This window comes from Candidatus Pseudomonas auctus, assembly GCF_048654275.1.
Taxonomy (GTDB): domain Bacteria; phylum Pseudomonadota; class Gammaproteobacteria; order Pseudomonadales; family Pseudomonadaceae; genus Aquipseudomonas; species Aquipseudomonas pharyngis.
Genome location: NZ_JBJYZK010000002.1, coordinates 341,763 through 359,943, shown reverse-complemented (window position 1 = coordinate 359,943; position 18,181 = coordinate 341,763). Strand labels below are relative to the sequence as shown.

General features: G+C 61.0%; 12 protein-coding genes and 1 pseudogene. 4 read left to right on the top strand and 9 right to left on the bottom strand.

The genetic code is table 11. From position 1 onward, the window contains the following. Positions 1-78: 78 nt before the first annotated feature. Positions 79-744, top strand: a complete 666-nt coding sequence (msrA, locus tag ACKUG4_RS05195; protein ID WP_039766523.1) for a peptide-methionine (S)-S-oxide reductase MsrA — start codon at positions 79-81, stop codon at positions 742-744. Positions 745-793: 49 nt separating this feature from the next. Here msrA and ACKUG4_RS05190 read toward each other — a convergent pair whose 3' ends face one another. From ACKUG4_RS05190 to putP, 5 genes are all read right to left on the bottom strand, one after another. Continuing rightward, positions 794-1,633 (bottom strand): 23S rRNA (adenine(2030)-N(6))-methyltransferase RlmJ, encoded by an 840-nt coding sequence (locus tag ACKUG4_RS05190; protein ID WP_445433580.1) that lies wholly within the window; start codon positions 1,631-1,633, stop codon positions 794-796. A 303-nt stretch (positions 1,634-1,936) separates the two neighbouring features. Then, positions 1,937-2,254, bottom strand: coding sequence for a hypothetical protein (locus tag ACKUG4_RS05185; RefSeq protein WP_445433579.1), 318 nt, complete (start codon positions 2,252-2,254; stop codon positions 1,937-1,939). Between the two features lie 319 nt (positions 2,255-2,573). Continuing rightward, the gene (locus ACKUG4_RS05180; protein ID WP_445433675.1) at positions 2,574-3,326 is read right to left on the bottom strand and encodes a DUF4123 domain-containing protein; all 753 of its coding nucleotides are present in this window, start codon (positions 3,324-3,326) and stop codon (positions 2,574-2,576) included. Beyond that, complete coding sequence (locus tag ACKUG4_RS05175) at positions 3,271-5,286, bottom strand: type VI secretion system Vgr family protein (protein WP_445433578.1); 2,016 nt, start codon at positions 5,284-5,286, stop codon at positions 3,271-3,273. The genes ACKUG4_RS05180 and ACKUG4_RS05175 overlap by 56 nt, the downstream gene beginning before the upstream one ends. A gap of 227 nt (positions 5,287-5,513) precedes the next feature. Further along, positions 5,514-6,998, bottom strand: a complete 1,485-nt coding sequence (putP, locus tag ACKUG4_RS05170; RefSeq protein WP_039766513.1) for a sodium/proline symporter PutP — start codon at positions 6,996-6,998, stop codon at positions 5,514-5,516. A 456-nt stretch (positions 6,999-7,454) separates the two neighbouring features. On the opposite strand from putP, the gene putA reads away from it, so the two are divergent. Then, on the top strand, positions 7,455-11,408 hold the full coding sequence (gene putA, locus ACKUG4_RS05165; protein WP_445433577.1) for a trifunctional transcriptional regulator/proline dehydrogenase/L-glutamate gamma-semialdehyde dehydrogenase: 3,954 nt from the start codon (positions 7,455-7,457) through the stop codon (positions 11,406-11,408). Positions 11,409-11,551: 143 nt separating this feature from the next. Continuing rightward, the gene (locus ACKUG4_RS05160; protein WP_445433576.1) at positions 11,552-13,354 is read left to right on the top strand and encodes an acyl-CoA dehydrogenase; all 1,803 of its coding nucleotides are present in this window, start codon (positions 11,552-11,554) and stop codon (positions 13,352-13,354) included. A gap of 206 nt (positions 13,355-13,560) precedes the next feature. On the opposite strand, the gene ACKUG4_RS05155 is transcribed toward ACKUG4_RS05160, so the two are convergent. The 4 genes and pseudogenes from ACKUG4_RS05155 to ACKUG4_RS05140 form a co-directional block, all read right to left on the bottom strand. Then, entirely contained in the window at positions 13,561-14,292 is a 732-nt protein-coding gene (locus ACKUG4_RS05155) for a methyl-accepting chemotaxis protein (protein WP_445433674.1), read from the bottom strand. Positions 14,293-14,427: 135 nt separating this feature from the next. After that, positions 14,428-15,453 (bottom strand): annotated as a pseudogene (locus ACKUG4_RS05150) (cache domain-containing protein); the annotation flags it as partial. Positions 15,454-15,597: 144 nt separating this feature from the next. Further along, entirely contained in the window at positions 15,598-15,900 is a 303-nt protein-coding gene (locus tag ACKUG4_RS05145; RefSeq protein WP_064592966.1) for a cell division protein ZapA, read from the bottom strand. Beyond that, the gene (locus tag ACKUG4_RS05140; RefSeq protein WP_064592964.1) at positions 15,897-16,127 is read right to left on the bottom strand and encodes a hypothetical protein; all 231 of its coding nucleotides are present in this window, start codon (positions 16,125-16,127) and stop codon (positions 15,897-15,899) included. Before ACKUG4_RS05140 ends, ACKUG4_RS05145 begins: the two co-directional genes overlap by 4 nt. A gap of 279 nt (positions 16,128-16,406) precedes the next feature. Between ACKUG4_RS05140 and ACKUG4_RS05135 the strand changes: the two genes are divergently transcribed. After that, positions 16,407-18,032: a methyl-accepting chemotaxis protein gene (locus ACKUG4_RS05135; protein ID WP_085648041.1), complete on the top strand. Its 1,626-nt coding sequence runs from the start codon at positions 16,407-16,409 to the stop codon at positions 18,030-18,032. The last annotated feature ends 149 nt before the right edge of the window (positions 18,033-18,181 follow it).

Sequence of the window (18,181 nt, the reverse complement as noted above, 5' to 3'; positions counted from 1 at the left end):
GCCTAGTGATTAACGGGGCATCATTGGGCACACTGGCGGTCAGACTTTTACATCCCATCCTGACTGAGAGTAACGATCATGGTTCTGCGCTCGGAAATTCTGGTGAACAAAAACGTGCTACCGACTAAAGAACAAGCTCTGCCTGGCCGCGAAACCCCGATGGCCCTGCCTGAAAAACACTTTGTTTTCACCGAGACGCCGTTGCTGGGCCCGTTCTTTCAGGACGTCGACTTCGCAATCTTCGGGCTGGGCTGCTTCTGGGGTGCCGAGCGCCGCTTCTGGCAGCGCGAAGGCGTGGTCAGCACCGTGGTCGGTTACGCCGGCGGTTACACGCCGAACCCGACCTACGAAGAAGTCTGCTCGGGCCTGACCGGCCACGCTGAAGTGGTGCTCGTGGTGTATGACAAGGCCAAGGTCAGCTACGAAGAGCTGCTGGCGATGTTCTGGGAATTGCACAACCCGACGCAGGGCATGCGCCAGGGCAATGACATCGGCACCCAGTACCGTTCGGTGATCTACGCGACCCATCCGGAGCAACTGGAGGCGGCGTTGAAGAGCAAGGCTGTTTATCAGGCGGAATTGTCGAAGGCGGGTCTGGGTGAGATCAGCACCGAGATTGAACAGGCACCGACCGTTTACTTCGCCGAGGCCTATCACCAGCAGTATCTGGCGAAAAACCCGGAAGGCTATTGCGGGATTGGCGGCACTGGCGTGTGCATGCCGCCGAGTCTGGCGGGGAACTGAGCCCACCCTGATCGCTCCCGCGCTTGGCGTGGGAGCGATTGACGGTTGATCAGCTCTCGGCGATCAACCAATCCATCTGCCACCCACCCTGGGTCTGGCCCAGTTTCTTGGACAGCCACGGCAGCAGCTCACGCAATTCTTCCTCCAGCCCCCACGGCGGATTGGCAATCGCCAGGCCAGAGCCGTTCAGGCTGTTCGGCGTATCCAGTGGATGCACCAGCAGCTCTACCCGCAGCAACTTCGGCGCACCGGTGCCGGCCAGATCCTGATAGAAACGGCGCAGTGCGCGCTGATCCTTCACCGGATACCAGATCGCCGCGACGGTCTGGCGCATCCGCGAGATCGCCTCTTTCAGCGACGCCGCACAGCGCTGCATCTCGTCGAGCTTCTCGAACGGCGGATCGATCAACATCACCGCACGCTTCTCGGCCACCGGCAGCAGCGCCCGCGCCACATGCCAGCCCTCGCCCAGATGCACGGCCACACGGCGGTCGCCCTTCATGTTGTCCTTGAGCAGTACGCCGTCTTCCGGGTGCTTCTCGTTGAGCAACACACGATCCTGAGAACGAGACAGACGCCGCGCCAGCTCCGGCGAACCCGGGTAATAACGCAACTGGCCGTCCGGGTTCATCTCGTGCAGCACTTTCATGTAGTCGGCGGTCAGCGCCGGCAGATCCGGCTGATCCCACAACCGCGCGATGCCTTCCAGATACTCGCCGGTACGGTTGGCCTGATCGCCCTGCAGGTCATACAGACCGATGCCGGCGTGGCTGTCGAGATAGGCAAACGGCTGCTCCTTGCGCGACATCAGGGCAATGAGGCGGGTCAAGGTCAGGTGTTTGAACACATCGGCGTGATTGCCGGCATGGAAGGCGTGACGATAATTCATGGCTGCTCCTGCGAGGGCCGTGAAGTTTACCTTTTACCGGGCGGCAAGTCAGGGGTTGGGGGCTGAGTGGGTGGTCTTGCTGTCGGGTACATCCTTGAGAAACCCCTCACCCTAACCCTCTCCCAAAGGGAGAGGGGACTGACGGAGGTGATCTTTCGGTTTGCATCGACCTGAAAAATCACCGCGACCTAAGGCTTGGCCAAGCCAAGTTCACCACCGAAGTTGCAGGTCGGCGTACGTCACCTATTCACCTTGGTCGGTCCCCTCTCCCTCGGGGAGAGGGCTAGGGTGAGGGGATGGGATCTAAGGCCGGTCACGCAACCTGCGGCCAATCACATCCAAGACATCACAGCCGTCACGCAGCGGAATCACGCAGAGTTGGGCGAAGTCGCTGAGGATGACCGAGTCGCACTCGACCGAGCCGCGCATGCACATGTTTTCCAGGACCTGAATCACGGCGCGGATGCGGTAGTTGGCGGCGTCCATCAGGACATCGAGCGGGGCGTGGGTGTCGATGAACAGCGTGGGCATGTCGTTGCAGTTACTGGTCAGCGCCATGAGGCGGTTGTCGGGATGGGGGATGAAGGGTTCGTAGGGTGGATCGGGTTTCAATGTTGGCACTGGAATGACTCCTAACGTATTGGATGGTGCCGCCAACTCTCACTTCCACGCATTAGGTGGCGGCTGTACGCAGGTGTGGAAGACCGGGACGTTAGGCACCCGGCGCACTCGAAAGCGCCCCGCGCACAGCCACCAAAAACTCAAACGACAAAAACGTCTGACTGGTGCAGCTTGACGCGCCTAACGATAAAAGGGCTTCCACGCCCTGTCACCGAATTTGCGGTGACAGCCAAAAGACTATCCCCGCATCTCCGCGCCCACCAGTTCACGCAAACCGCCGCAACTCGCAGGAAACGTCCGAAGCCTTTGCCCGGAAATTTCAGTCTGACTCGTCCCGCAAGTAGTCCAGCAATGCCGAAGCCGACGATTCGTCTGACGCTGAAACCGCAAAAAACCTGACAACCTTGCAGCGCAAGACATCGGCGGGAAACGCCTCGAACAACGCCGGCTGCTCCTCGCTCAACCACTGCAAGGCGTTGTTGATCCGGGCATCATCGCCGAACTGCGCCAGCAGCTTTTCCGGCACCTGCCACCAAGGAAACTCCCGACCCGAGACCCGCGCCCTGCCCCCGATCTCGACGGTCTGACCGTTGATCAATCCTCGCGTGAGGACCGGTAGTAGTTGCCCGGCATCCGCCTCGGACGACTCAAGGATCGGCAACAAAAACCGCCCATCCCAAAACCGGAAGAACACCGCTTTCCCGTCCGGCATCAGCACCTGGGTCAAACTGCGAAAGTGCTCGACCACCGCCTCAAGCCCCGCCGAAGAAACCGCCAGCCAACCCCAGTCGCGAGACTCCGTGGTCGCCACCCAATCCAGAAACTCACTGCCCGCGTCGACGATTCCCAAGTAGGGCATCACCGCATCCCACTCGGCATAGATCGTTTCCACCCAGACCGGTTTCGGCATCTGCGCATTCGACGGCCAGGCTTTCAACGGATCCACCGCACTGGCGCTACTGAAAATCGCGAACAACTGCTCTGTCGCTTTCAGCGGCTCATCCTTCAACCATTGATCAGGCCGCACAGACACCGTCCTTGCAGCGCTCGCATTCTTCACAGAAGGGCGCATCACCTTTCAGGCTCATGATTTGCGCAGCAGTCAGAATCGCAGCCGGGGCTGCCGCCAGTTTTTCCGGCAACCCCGGCACCGTCGGCGCCGCACTCATCGCCGCCATCGGCGCACCACCCACAACGATCGGCACGCTGCTGAAGATCCCGCCGGGGCCGATGTTGATCCACTGCCCGCCCGCCTGAATCGTCGCGCTCGCCCCGCCGTCGATCACCACTTGCTGGCCGGCGCTGACGTGGAATTGAGCACTGGCGTTGATCGCCTGATTGCTCACACGGATGTGCCGGTCGCCGGTCACCGTGAGATGGTCGTCCTGCCTCACCTCGGTCTGGCGCTGGCCGTGGGTGATGCGCTGCTCATCGGCTTTCAGCTCGTGTTTGGCGAGGCCGGTGACGACAACGCTGCGCTGGTTATCCACCTGCACCTGCTGATCGTTCAATACGTGCTGGGTCCAGTTTCGCTGGGCGCGCAGGTAGATTTCCTCGGCGCCTTTGCGATCTTCGATACGCAATTCGTTGTAGCCCCCGCCGCCGGGACTGCTCTGGCTGCGGAAAATACTGCGGGTCTTGTCGGCCGGCAGATCCAGCGGCACCGGCGTGGCGGCGTTCGGCAGACAACCCATGACCAGCGGTTTGTCGGCATCGGAATCGATGAACCCCACCAGCACTTCCATGCCGACCCGCGGAATCAGCACGCTGCCATAACGGTCATGGGCCCAGCCGCTGGCGACCCGCAGCCAGCAGCTGGAATGCTCGTTGAGTTCGCCGTCGCGATCCCAGGCCAGTTGCACCTTGACCCGGCCGTACTCGTCGCAATGGATTTCACTGTCTTGCGGGCCGGTGACCACGGCGGGGTGATAGCCGAGCATCCGTGGTTTTTCCGGGCCCATCGGCGGGCGGAAGAACACGTCCCACGGCGTGGCGAGAAAGGTATTACGGTAACCCTGGAATTCGTCACCCTCGCTGGTGACCGATTCCTCCAGCACTTGCGGCTGTCGGCCACGGTGCTCGATCGCGGTCAGCAGCCAGAGGTCATTCAGATCTTGGCGCGGATGCTCGGTCAGTTGCAGGAAATGTCCACTGACGAGAGCGGATTGATCGCTGCGGCCCTCGGCCTGACGATAGTCGGCGACATGCCGCTCAAGGGTGCGCTGGGCCAGTTGCTTGCCGGTTTCGCGCTCGGTGAACTGGCCGGGAAAGTGGTAATCCTCCAGCACCGGGCGCTGCTCGCTTTCGGCGCGACTTTGCAGCGCCAGCCGGGGTTTGCTGAAGTCGTAATCACGCCGGGTGACCACACTGGTGCGGGTTTCCACTCGAACGGTGAAGCGCTTGATCGCCGGCGCCGCCGCAGCCATGCCACTGCCCGGCAGGTACAGCGTCGGCTCGGCCAGACGGGGGAATACCGTTTGATCGTCGCCGAACACGAGTAGATGCCCATCGGGACTGTGCTGAAAATGGAAATGAATGCCGACTTCGGCACACAGCCGCTGGATGAACGCCAGATCGCTCTCGGCGTACTGCACGCAATATTCACGCGCCGGGTAATCACTGCCGAGGCGAAACTCAAAGGCATCGCGCAGGATCGCGTGATCCTTGAGGATCTGCGTCACGATCTGCGGCACGCTCTGATGCTGGAAAATTCGCTGATTGATCCGGTGACCCAGATAGGCCAGACGCGGAACAAGACTGACGTGATAGCGGGTCAGACGCTTGCCGGAATCCCCCTGCCCAACCCGATAGATCTGACCGTGGATACCGGAACCGTCTTCATCAAAACTCAGAAAAGCCTGACAGTGCAGCAGGCTTTCCAGATCCAGATCCGGCCGTTCACTGACCAGCTCCAGGTCAAAACGGAAGGGTTGGCTGATGGCTTCCTTGCCCGTGAACTCAAGGACTTTGAGGTCAAACTGGGCGCCTTCGACGGTCAACGTGAAACGCGGTTGATTGGCAGGCGCGAACATCCGATGTCTCTCTGCAGATTGAGGGCGGGCGATTCTGCATGAGGGGCAAGGGGTGCAGGTTGGGTGACTGAAAAATCAGATTTTCCCTACTTGAAACTTCGATCTCCCCTTCAAGAATCGGCGCATTCGACTACAGACTTTTCCTTCGGAAAAATCGCAGGCAATAAAAAACGGCCCGCTTCCTGTAGGACGCGGGCCGTTTTCTTGTGAGCCTCAGCTCATTCCCATCACTTGTTCAGATGGAAGTCCTTCTCGGCCGCTTCAAAGCGCTGAACCATGCCGGCGCTCGGCTGGCCCATCAGGCTGACCAGGTAGATCGCCAGGCTGGCGAAGATGAAGCCCGGGATGATTTCGTACAGACCCAGCAGCTCGAAGTGCTTCCACACGATCACGGTGATCGCGCCGACCAGGATGCCGGCCAGAGCGCCGTCACGGGTCATCTTCTTCCAGATCACCGAGATCAGCACCACAGGACCGAACGCTGCACCGAAACCGGCCCAGGCGTAGGACACCAGACCCAGCACACGGTTATCCGGGTTGGCGGCCATCGCGATGGCGATCAGTGCAACCAGCAACACCATGGCACGACCGACCCATACCAGCTCAACCTGCGAAGCGTTCTTGCGCAGGAAAGCCTTGTAGAAGTCTTCGGTCAGGGCGCTCGAGCACACCAGCAACTGGCAGCTCAGGGTGCTCATCACCGCCGCCAGAATGGCCGACAGCAGCACACCGGCGATCCAAGGGTTGAACAGCAGCTTCGCCAGTTCGATGAACACACGCTCGTGGTTCTCGGTCACTGGACCCGCGACTTCCGGGTGCGCCGAGAAGTAGGCGATACCGAAGAAGCCCACGGCCACGGTGCCGCCCAGGCACAGGATCATCCAGGTCATGGAGATGCGACGGGCGTTGGCGATCGATTTCACCGAATCAGCGGCCATGAAGCGCGCAAGGATGTGCGGCTGGCCGAAGTAGCCCAGACCCCAACCCATCAGCGAGATGATGCCGATGAAAGTGGTGCCTTTGAGCATGTCGAAGTTGCTCGGGTCCTGTGCTTCGATGGCCAGGAACGTGGTGTCGACGCCGCCGGTAGCCAGCAGCACGATGATCGGCGTCAGCAGCAGGGCGAAGATCATCAGCGTGGCTTGTACGGTATCGGTCCAGCTCACCGCGAGGAAACCGCCGACGAAGGTGTAGGCAATCGTCGCCGCAGCACCGGCCCACAGCGCGGTCTCGTAGGACATGCCGAAGGTGCTTTCGAACAGGCGGGCCCCGGCCACGATGCCGGAAGCGCAGTAGATGGTGAAGAACACCAGAATCACTACTGCCGAAATGATGCGCAGCAGACCACTTTTGTCTTCGAAACGGCTGGAGAAGTAGTCCGGCAGGGTCAGCGCATCGCCGTTGTGCTCGGTTTGAACACGCAGACGGCCGGCGACGAACAGCCAGTTCAGGTAGGCACCGACGATCAGGCCGATGGCGATCCAGCTTTCGGACAGGCCGGACATATAGATGGCGCCCGGCAGGCCCATCAGCAACCAGCCGCTCATGTCGGAAGCGCCGGCGGACAATGCCGTCACCACGCTGCCCAGGCTGCGGCCACCGAGAATGTAGTCAGAAAGGTTGTTGGTGGAGCGATAGGCCATGAAGCCGATCAGGACCATTGCTGCGATGTAGATCACGAACGTGATCAGGGTTGGATTGCTTGCGCTCATTACGTACGTGCCCTGGCTTTGTTTTTATGTAGCGGCGGCGGTTGCACCGTTTGCAGACTGACGTCTGACAGACGATTCGCACGGCCGCGCATTTATGACCAATGTTTCCCCAGGAAAGCCATTGGCCGGTGCGTCGGGTTTCCCCGGTTGCACCTTGGGCGCGAATCCTATGCAACAAAGTAAAACAGGTGCAACCAGTTTCTTGAGAATTAGTTGCACCCAGTCGGATTTATCCTACGGAAGTGGCTTTTTGCTCCCTTTTAACGCAGTGACAACGCTTTTCTAGAAGCAAAAGCACCAAGCAAGAGCAGCACTTTCGTACCAGAAATTATTTCCTGACGAGCTGCAGAATATTCCGACAAAAAAGGGTTGCACCCGGTTGCACCTGTTTCGGCTCGCGGCTAATCTTGCCGCCAGCTGTTGTCGCGCAACTGCGGCACCTATGAGGATAAAAATATGGCTACCACCACCCTTGGGGTCAAACTTGACGACCCGACCCGCGAGCGCCTGAAGGCCGCCGCAACCTCGATTGATCGCACACCGCACTGGCTGATCAAGCAGGCAATTTTCAATTACCTGGAAAAACTCGAGGGTGGTGCAACCCTGACCGAGCTGAACGGTTTGTCCGCCAAGGACACCGACGACGCAGGTGAAGTCCACACCGATCACGCGCACCAATGCTTCCTCGAATTTGCTGAAAGCATCCTGCCGCAATCGGTGCTGCGCGCCTCGATCACCGCCGCTTACCGTCGCCCCGAGCCGGAAGTGGTGCCGATGCTGATCGAGCAGGCGCGCCTGCCGGCGCCGATGGCCGAAGCTACCAACAAACTCGCCGCAACCATCGCGGAAAAACTGCGTAACCAGAAGAGTGCCGGCGGTCGTGCAGGCATTGTTCAGGGCCTGTTGCAGGAATTTTCCCTGTCGTCCCAGGAAGGCGTGGCGCTGATGTGCCTGGCCGAAGCACTGCTGCGGATCCCGGACAAAGGCACTCGCGATGCGCTGATCCGCGACAAGATCAGCACCGGCAACTGGCAGCCGCACTTGGGCAACAGCCCGTCGTTGTTCGTCAACGCCGCAACCTGGGGCCTGCTGCTGACCGGCAAACTGGTCTCCACCCACAACGAAGCCGGCCTGACTTCTTCCCTGAGCCGCATCATCGGCAAGAGCGGCGAGCCGATGATCCGCAAGGGCGTCGACATGGCCATGCGCCTGATGGGCGAGCAGTTCGTCACCGGCGAAACCATCGCCGAAGCCCTGGCCAACGCGAGCAAGTTCGAAGCCAAGGGCTTCCGCTATTCCTACGACATGCTCGGTGAAGCGGCGCTGACCGAACACGACGCCCAGAAGTACCTGGCCTCGTACGAACAAGCCATTCACTCGATCGGCAAAGCGTCCCACGGCCGTGGGATTTATGAAGGCCCGGGCATCTCGATCAAACTGTCGGCCCTGCACCCGCGTTATAGCCGTGCCCAGTACGAGCGCGTGATGGACGAGCTGTACCCGCGCCTGCTGTCGCTGACCCTGCTGGCCAAGCAATACGACATCGGCCTGAACATCGACGCCGAAGAAGCCGACCGCCTGGAGCTGTCGCTGGATCTGCTCGAGCGCCTGTGCTTCGAGCCGCAACTGACCGGCTGGAACGGCATCGGTTTCGTGATCCAGGCTTACCAGAAGCGCTGCCCGTACGTGATCGACTACGTGATCGACCTCGCTCGCCGCAGCCGTCATCGCCTGATGATCCGTCTGGTGAAAGGCGCTTACTGGGACAGCGAAATCAAGCGCGCCCAGGTCGAAGGCCTGGAAGGCTATCCGGTCTACACCCGCAAGGTGTACACCGACGTTTCCTATATCGCCTGCGCGCGCAAACTGCTGTCGGTGCCGGAAGTCATCTACCCGCAATTCGCCACGCATAACGCCCACACGCTGTCGGCGATTTATCACATTGCCGGTCAGAACTATTACCCGGGCCAGTACGAATTCCAGTGCCTGCACGGCATGGGCGAACCGTTGTACGAGCAGGTTGTAGGCAAAGTTTCCGAAGGCAAGCTGAACCGTCCGTGCCGTGTGTACGCTCCGGTCGGCACCCACGAAACCCTGCTGGCGTACCTCGTACGTCGTCTGCTGGAAAACGGCGCCAACACTTCGTTCGTCAACCGCATTGCCGACCAGTCGATTTCGATCCAGGAACTGGTGGCTGATCCAGTTGCACAGATCGAGCAGATGGCGACCGTGGAAGGTGGTTTCGGCCTGCCGCACCCGCGCATTCCGCTGCCGCGTGACCTGTATGGTTCCGAGCGCGCCAACTCCGCCGGCATCGACATGGCCAACGAACATCGTCTGGCCTCGCTGTCCTGCGCCCTCCTGGCGACCGCGCACAACAACTGGAAAGCCGCGCCGATGCTCGGTTGCGCCTCCAGCAACGAAGCGCCGGCACCGGTGCTGAACCCGTCCGATCTGCGTGACGTGGTCGGCCATGTGCAGGAAGCCACGGTCGAAGACGTCGACAACGCCATTCAATGCGCCCTGAACGCCGCACCGATCTGGCAGGCCACCCCGCCGGCCGAACGTGCCGCGATTCTGGAACGTGCCGCTGACTTGATGGAAGGCGAGATCCAGCCGCTGATGGGCCTGCTGGCCCGCGAAGCCGGCAAGACCTTCGCCAACGCCATCGCCGAAGTCCGCGAAGCGGTCGACTTCCTGCGTTATTACGCGGTGCAGGCTCGCAACGACTTCAGCAACGACGCCCACCGCCCACTGGGCCCGGTGGTCTGCATCAGCCCGTGGAACTTCCCACTGGCGATCTTCAGCGGTCAGGTTGCCGCCGCACTGGCCGCCGGTAACCCGGTGCTGGCCAAACCGGCCGAACAGACTCCGCTGGTCGCCGCACAAGCTGTGCGTCTGCTGCTCGAAGCCGGGATTCCGGAAGGCGTGCTGCAACTGCTGCCGGGTCGCGGTGAAACCGTCGGCGCCGGTCTGGTTGGCGATGAGCGCGTCAAAGGCGTGATGTTCACCGGCTCCACCGAAGTCGCCCGTCTGCTGCAACGCAACATCGCCGGTCGCCTCGACAACCAGGGCCGTCCGATTCCGCTGATCGCCGAAACTGGCGGCCAGAACGCGATGATCGTCGACTCTTCGGCACTGACCGAACAGGTGGTGATCGACGTGGTGTCGTCGGCCTTCGACAGCGCCGGCCAGCGTTGCTCGGCCCTGCGCGTCCTGTGCTTGCAGGAAGATTCCGCAGATCGCGTCATCGAAATGCTTAAAGGTGCGATGGCTGAAAGCCGTCTCGGCAACCCGGAGCGTCTGTCCGTGGACATCGGCCCGGTGATCGACGCCGAAGCCAAGGCCGGTATCGAGAAGCACATCCAGGGCATGCGCGACAAAGGTCGCAACGTGTATCAGGTGGCCATCGCCGATGCCGAGGAAGTCAAACGCGGCACCTTCGTCATGCCGACCCTGATCGAACTGGAAAGCTTCGACGAGCTGCAACGCGAGATCTTCGGCCCGGTGCTGCACGTGGTGCGCTACAAGCGTAAAGAGATCGACCAGTTGATCGCCCAGATCAACGCCTCCGGTTACGGCCTGACCCTCGGCGTGCACACCCGCATCGACGAGACCATCGCCAAGGTGATCGACAACGTCAACGCCGGTAACGTCTACGTCAACCGCAACATCGTCGGTGCGGTGGTCGGCGTCCAGCCGTTCGGTGGCGAAGGCCTGTCGGGTACGGGTCCGAAAGCCGGTGGCCCGCTGTACCTGTACCGCCTGCTGTCGACGCGTCCTACGGATGCCATCGAACAGTCCTTCGCTCGCGGTGATGCTGCCGTGGCGCCGGACGTTCGTCTGCGCGACGCCATGAGCAAACCGCTGACCGCTCTGAAAGCCTGGGCCGACAGCAACAAGTTCGCCGATCTGAGCACTCTGTGCGTGCAGTACGCAGCCCAGTCGCAAAGCGGTATCACCCGCGTGCTGGCCGGCCCGACCGGCGAGAAGAACAGCTACGCGATCCTGCCGCGCGAGCACGTGCTGTGCCTGGCGGACATCGAAGGTGATCTGCTGACCCAACTCGCGGCGGTACTGGCTGTAGGCGGTTCGGCGGTCTGGCCGGAATCCGACACCAGCAAGGCATTGTTCGCACGCCTGCCGAAGGAAATTCAGGCGCGGATCAAACTGGTTTCCGACTGGAACAAGGACGACGTGGTGTTCGATGCGGTTCTGCATCACGGCCATTCCGACCAGTTGCGCGCGGTCTGCCAGCAGATCGCCAAGCGTGCCGGCGCCATCGTCGGGGTTCAGGGCCTGTCCCAGGGCGAGACCAACATTGCGCTGGAGCGTCTGGTGATCGAGCGCGCGTTGAGCGTCAACACCGCGGCGGCGGGCGGTAACGCCAGCCTGATGACCATCGGTTAATCAGCAACTCTGTCAGCAACATAAAAATGGGCGCCCTCACCGGCGCCCATTTTTTTGGCCTCTCCATCACCGTTATCAATCTTCCTGTTCAGCCTTTATTCGCACGCCTAGACTCGGCCCATTCCAAAAAAAGGTAGGCCGCCATGTCCGAGACGCTGCTCAGTTCCCGCAATCTGGCTTTCGAGCTGTACGAAGTCCTCGATGCCGAGGGCCTGACCCGGCGCGAGCGGTTTGCCGAGCACAATCGCGAAACCTTCGATGCCGCCATCGGTACAGCGCGCAACATTGCCGAGAAGTACTTCGCGCCGCACAACCGCAAGGGCGACGAGAACGAACCGCGCTACGAGAACGGTCAGGCGATTCTGATTCCCGAGGTGAAACCGGCGGTGGATGCGTTCCTCGAAGCCGGATTCCTCAACGCGGCGCGCAGTTTCGACGCCGGCGGCATGCAACTTCCTACATTGTTGTCCCAGGCCTGCTTCGCCCACTTCCAATCGGCCAACGCGGCGTCGACTTCCTATCCGTTCCTGACCATGGGCGCGGCCAACCTGATCGAAAGCTTCGGCACCGAAGAGCAGAAGCAACGCTTCCTGCAACCGATGATCGACGGCCGCTTCTTCGGCACCATGGCCCTGACCGAGCCCCACGCCGGCTCGTCGCTGTCGGATATTCGTACCCGCGCCGAGCCTTCGTCCGACGGCACTTATCGCCTCAAGGGCAACAAGATCTTCATCTCCGGCGGTGATCACCCGCTCTCGGAAAACATCGTGCACATGGTGCTGGCCAAACTGCCGGACGCGCCGGCCGGGGTGAAAGGTATTTCGCTGTTTATCGTGCCGAAGTTTCTGGTCAACGATGACGGCAGTTTGGGCAAACGTAATGACGTGTTGCTGGCCGGGCTGTTCCACAAGATGGGTTGGCGCGGCACCACGTCAACGGCGCTGAACTTCGGCGATAACGGCGAGTGCGTCGGTTATCTGGTGGGCAAGCCGCATCACGGCTTGAGCTACATGTTCCAGATGATGAACGAGGCGCGGATCGGCGTCGGCATGGGCGCGGTGATGCTCGGTTATGCCGGTTATCTGTACTCGCTGGAATACGCTCGCGAACGTCCGCAGGGCCGAGTGCCGGACAGCAAGGATCCGACGACGGCGCCGGTAGCGATCATTCAGCACGCGGATGTCAGACGGATGCTGCTGACGCAGAAATCCTACGTCGAAGGTGCGTTCGATCTCGGTCTGTATGCGGCACGGCTGTTCGATGACACCACCACGCTTGAGACTGAAGCGGAGCGCAAACAGGCTCATGAGCTATTGGACTTGCTGACACCGATCGTCAAATCCTGGCCCTCCGAGTTCTGCCTGAAGGCTAACGAACTGGCGATCCAGATTCTCGGCGGCCACGGTTACACCCGCGAGTACCCGGTGGAGCAGTACTACCGCGACAACCGCCTGAACCCGATCCACGAAGGCACCCACGGCATTCAGTCGCTGGACCTGCTGGGACGCAAACTGGCGCAGAACGGTGGTGCCGGACTCAAGCAACTGATCCGCCTGATCGCCGACACCGCCGAGCGCGCGGTGGCGTACGAATCGTTGACCGCACTGCGTGAGCCACTGGAGAAACTGGTGGCGCGCCTACAGACGGTGACCATCGGTCTGCTGACCGACCTGGCTCAGGGCAAGGTCAACAGCAGTCTGGCGAATTCGGCGCTGTACCTGAAGGTGTTCGGGCACGCGGTGATTGGCTGGCGCTGGCTGGAGCAGGCGATTCGCGCCGAGGAAGGGTTGGCCAAGGGAAACACGGCGGACGCCGACTTCTATAAGGGCAAGTTGCAGGCGGCGCGGTATTTCCTGACGTGGGAAGTGCCGGGGTGCCAGCATGAGCTGGCGTTGCTGGAGGCGCGGGATGATACGTGTCTGGGGATGCAGGATGCGTGGTTCTAAAGCCGGCCCTCACCCCAGCCCTCTCCCGGAGGGAGAGGGAGCCGACCGAGGTGTCTTGCGCCGTACATCGACCTGAAAAACCGATTTGATTATGGATTCGGCAAAGCACTTTCAGGTCGACGCATCTCCAGAGCATCCCCCAATCGGTCCCCTCTCCCTTTGGGAGAGGGCTAGGGTGAGGGGCTCTTTGGATCTTGGCACTTAACTCAACTCAACTTGAACCCACCCATCTGCCGCGCCAGATCATCCGCCAGCTTCTGCAACATCTGACAATCCTCACGACAGGCGCGGACCTCCCCCGCCGTCGCCCGGGCCAGATCGGAAATGCCCTGCACGTTGCGGTTGATCTCCTCGGTCACCACCGACTGTTCCTCGGTCGCCGTCGCCACCTGATGGTTCATGTCGCTGATGCGCTCGACCTGCCCGGTGATCGCAGTCAAAGACGCCCCGGTACGCTGGCTCGATTCGACTCCAGTACCCGTCGCAGCCTGCCCGGTGCGCATCGACGACACCGCATTCTCCGCACCCTGTTTGAGGCTGCCGATCATCTGCTGAATTTCGTCGGTAGACGCCTGAGTCCGGCGCGCCAAAGTTCGCACTTCATCGGCCACCACCGCAAAACCACGCCCCATGTCCCCGGCCCGCGCCGCTTCAATCGCCGCGTTCAGCGCCAACAGATTGGTCTGCTCCGACACCCCGCGAATCACCGCCAGCACCTGATCAATCGACGCCACCTGATGCGCCAACTCACCCACCGCGCCGGCCGCAACGCCAATTTCATCGGACATGCTTTCTATATGGCGAATCGAACCGCCAACCACTTCCCGCGCCTGCATCGCTTCATCGCGGGCGGTTTGCGAGGCGAGCGCGGCGTTGCCGGCGTTCTGGGCGATCTCCTGCACGGTCAGGCCCATTTCGTGGACGGCAGTGGCGACCATGTCGGTCATTTCCTGCTGGCGACCGGAGCGTTCGGCGGTGTTATCCACAACCCTGGCCACCTGGCCGACCGCGACACGCAGGCGTTCACTGGTGGTCAGCACTTCGCCGATCATCCCGCGCTGGCTGTCGAGGAAACGGTTGAAGCCCCGCGCAAGGTCGCCCAGTTCATCGGCGCGGCTGGAATCTAACCGGTGAGTCAAATCTCCACCACCGCTACCGATTGCTACCAATGCAGCTGTTACCTGGCGAATCGGTCGCACCAACCCCTGAGCCAGCCAGATCACCAGCGCCAGGCAAACCAGCGCCACCGCCAGACCGATGCCGCTGCTCATCCACATCGCCCGGCGGGCTTCGGCGTAGATCTGCGACTGTGGCACTTCGGCCACCAGGGTCCAGCCGAGGTCGCGCAAAGGCAGGCTGAAGGCGAGGAAATCTTCGCCGTCGCGCTGGAAGCTGCTGTTGCTCGCCACTTTATGGCCCATGACCGCTTGCGCTGCGGACTCGCCAATCTGCTCGCTCAAAGTGCGCTTGCCGCTGAACTGTGCCTCGGGATGGACCTGGATCAAGCCGTCGGAACGCACAAGATAGACCTTGCCGCGCTCGCCGAAGCTGAAGTTGTGGATCAGCTCCGACAGCTCTTTCATGCTCAACCCGAGTCCCGCGACGCCGACCACTTTGCCGGCCTGCTCCACCTTCAAATCGATGAACAGCGCCAACTCTCCGGTGGCCCCGTCGTTGTCGATGTTCAGAGTTCGCGGCTGATTGCTGTCGAGGAAGGAGTAGAACCACGCATCGGCCGGTTTGTCGCGACTCAGGGTGCGATCCAGGCCTTTCTCGGTGATGTAGTGATTGGATTCGGTGCCGATGATCAGCGCGGTAAACGCCTTGTGTTCGGCGCGGATACCTTCCAGATACTGCGCGAAGCCTGCCGTTTTACCGGAGTCTTCACCATTGGCCAACCAGTCGCGGACCATGGTGTTGCTGGCGATGTCTTTGGCGGCGGTGAGGGGTTGAACGAGGATTCGTTCGATGTCGTTGCGCGTCGCTTCGATGCTCGACGGCAGCGCCTGTTCGACCAGATAGCTCTGGGCGAGGCGGTTGACCACCAGGGTATAAATGCCAACCACGATCAGAATGCTGACCAGCAGGGCGGTGCCCATACCGAGGATCAGCTGCCATTGAATACTGCGACGCCAGAACTGCATGGAGCACCCCCAAAGAATAAGAGACTGAAACACTGCAACAGCCGTGCCGATTGTATACAGCGCAATCGACAATCTTATTCTTTGGTTGTGCGCAACCCATCAACCCTGATTGATGGTCTTGGCGATGGTCTCGACCGTGGCGCTGACTTGCTCTTGGTAACGCTCGAGTTCTTCCTGATGCTGCTTCTTCATTTCAATCTGCTGCGAGCACAGATTCATCGCCGCCAGCACCAGCAGGCGGTCACCGATCAGGGTCGGGTATTTCTTCTTGGTGTCGGCCAGTGCGGCCTTGAGCATCAACGCAGCGTCCAGCAGGGTCTGTTCTTCCCCGGCCGGTGCCTTGATCGAATAGTCCTCCCCCATGATGGAGATGACTTTTACCCCTGCTGTGCCATGGTTCATGCGCTGACAGGACCTGCGTTGACGCGATCAACCAGGGCCTGGATGCGCGCGGCGGTGGCGCCGTGCTTTTCTTCCTGTTCCATCAGGCTCAGTTGCAGGCTTTCGTTTTCATCCTTGGCCTGGGCCAGTTCCGTGGACAGGGTCTGGTTGGTTTGCGACAGGGTCTGGTTTTGTTGCACCAGGTCGCTGACGAGCTGTTCCAATTGGCTGAGGGATGCTTCCAACATTTTGATCTTCCAGGGCTTTTTCAAAGGGCGCGTACGATAAAGAAAAGTCGTCGTTGACGCCAGGGTTAAACCGGCGCAAGGCCTTGATTTTCCTGGCGGCCGACCGTTCTTGCGAGTGTTAGAGACTGTGATCTGCCGATCTGGTTCCTGCACTTCGTCGCCCGACGCCCCATGCGACAAATACGCACACCGCCTCAAGACTTTAGTCGTATGACCGATAAGTCACCCAACAGCAGTCTCAGCCCGCACGGATGCGGCCCTTCCCTGGTATCCGCCTCCATGTCCCTTCGCAATATGAACATCGCCCCCCGGGCGTTCACCGGTTTCGCCCTGATCGGCGGCCTGATGCTGATTCTCGGCGTGTTCGCCCTGAATCAGATGAGCAAGATCCGCGCGGCAGGCGAAGACATTGCCACCGCCAGCGTGCCTTCGATCAAGGCCCTCGACGAATTCACCCAGTTGACCCTGCGCCTGCGCGTGCTGTCGTATCGGTTGCTGATCAACCGAGAGCCAGACGTCCAGCAAAAAACTATCGAACTGTTCGATTTGCGCAACCGGCAGATCGCCGACGCGCAACGCGCCTACGAGCCGCTGATCGATGGCCCGCAAGAACGCGCGGCTTACGATCAGTACGTGCAGTTGCTGGCGCAGTACCGTCAACTCGAAGACCGCATGAAAACCCTGTCGCGCAACAATCAGGTCGACGAATTGCGACAGATGCTCAACACCGATTTGCTCGCCAACTCCGAAGCGGTGAATACCGCCCTCGCGCGTTTGCTGGAGATCAACACCCAACAGATCGCCGAGACCAATCAGGGCGCCACTGATCAGTATTCCATGTCGTTCAATCTGGTGGTGACCCTGTTGGTGATTGCCACCGGCCTGACCTTGCTGTTCGCCTGGCTGTTGACCAGCAGCATCACCAAGCCGATCGCCAAGGCGCTGGATGCAGCGGAAACCATCGCCGAGGGCAACCTGACCCAGCCGATCCACGTTGACGGCACCGACGAAGCCGGACGCCTGCTGGCGGCCATGGCCAAGATGCAGTCGAAGCTGCGCGACACGCTGCAGCGGATTTCCGGCTCGGCCACCCAACTGGCCTCCGCCGCCGAAGAGCTGAACAGCGTCACCGACGAAAGCGCCCGTGGCCTGACCCAGCAGAACAACGAAATCGAGCAGGCCGCCACCGCCGTCAACGAGATGACCAGCGCCGTTGAGGAAGTAGCGCGCAACGCGGTCAGCACCTCGGAAGCCTCGAAGAACGCCACCACCTCCGCCGGCGACGGCCGCGATCTGGTGCAGGAGACCGTCAGCGCCATCGAACGCATGAGCGCCGACGTGCAGAGCACTGCGACCCTGATCGGCGATCTGGCCAACGAATCCCGTGACATCGGCAAGGTGCTGGACGTGATTCGCGGCCTGGCTGACCAGACCAACCTGCTGGCGCTCAACGCGGCAATTGAAGCGGCCCGTGCCGGTGAAGCGGGTCGTGGTTTTGCCGTGGTGGCTGATGAGGTCCGTGCCCTGGCCCACCGCACCCAACAGTCGACCAGCGAAATCGAGCGCATGATCGGCAGCATCCAGAGCGGTACCGAACACGCCGTGGATTCGATGCGCAACAGCACCGAACGCGCCGAATCGACCCTGAACATTGCCCGTGGCGCGGGCCTGTCGCTGGACACCATCAACAACGCCATCGTCGAAATCAACGAGCGCAACCTGGTGATCGCCAGCGCCGCCGAAGAACAGGCGCAAGTCGCACGGGAAGTGGATCGCAACCTGGTAAACATCCGCGATCTGTCGGTGCAATCGGCGACCGGCGCGAATCAGACCAGTGCGGCTAGTAATGAGCTGTCGCGATTGGCGCTGGATCTGAACAATATGGTTGGGCGGTTTAGCCTGTAATTTTGAGATCAAGATCAAAAGCTACCCCCTCACCCCAGCCCTCCCGAAACGTCGGACCGCCCCCAAGGGGGCGAGGGGGAAAGGGAGCAGATCGGGGCCTTTGCAGATCGTGAGTTCGACTCGCAATTGCAAGTCGGTGCAACTCGCAT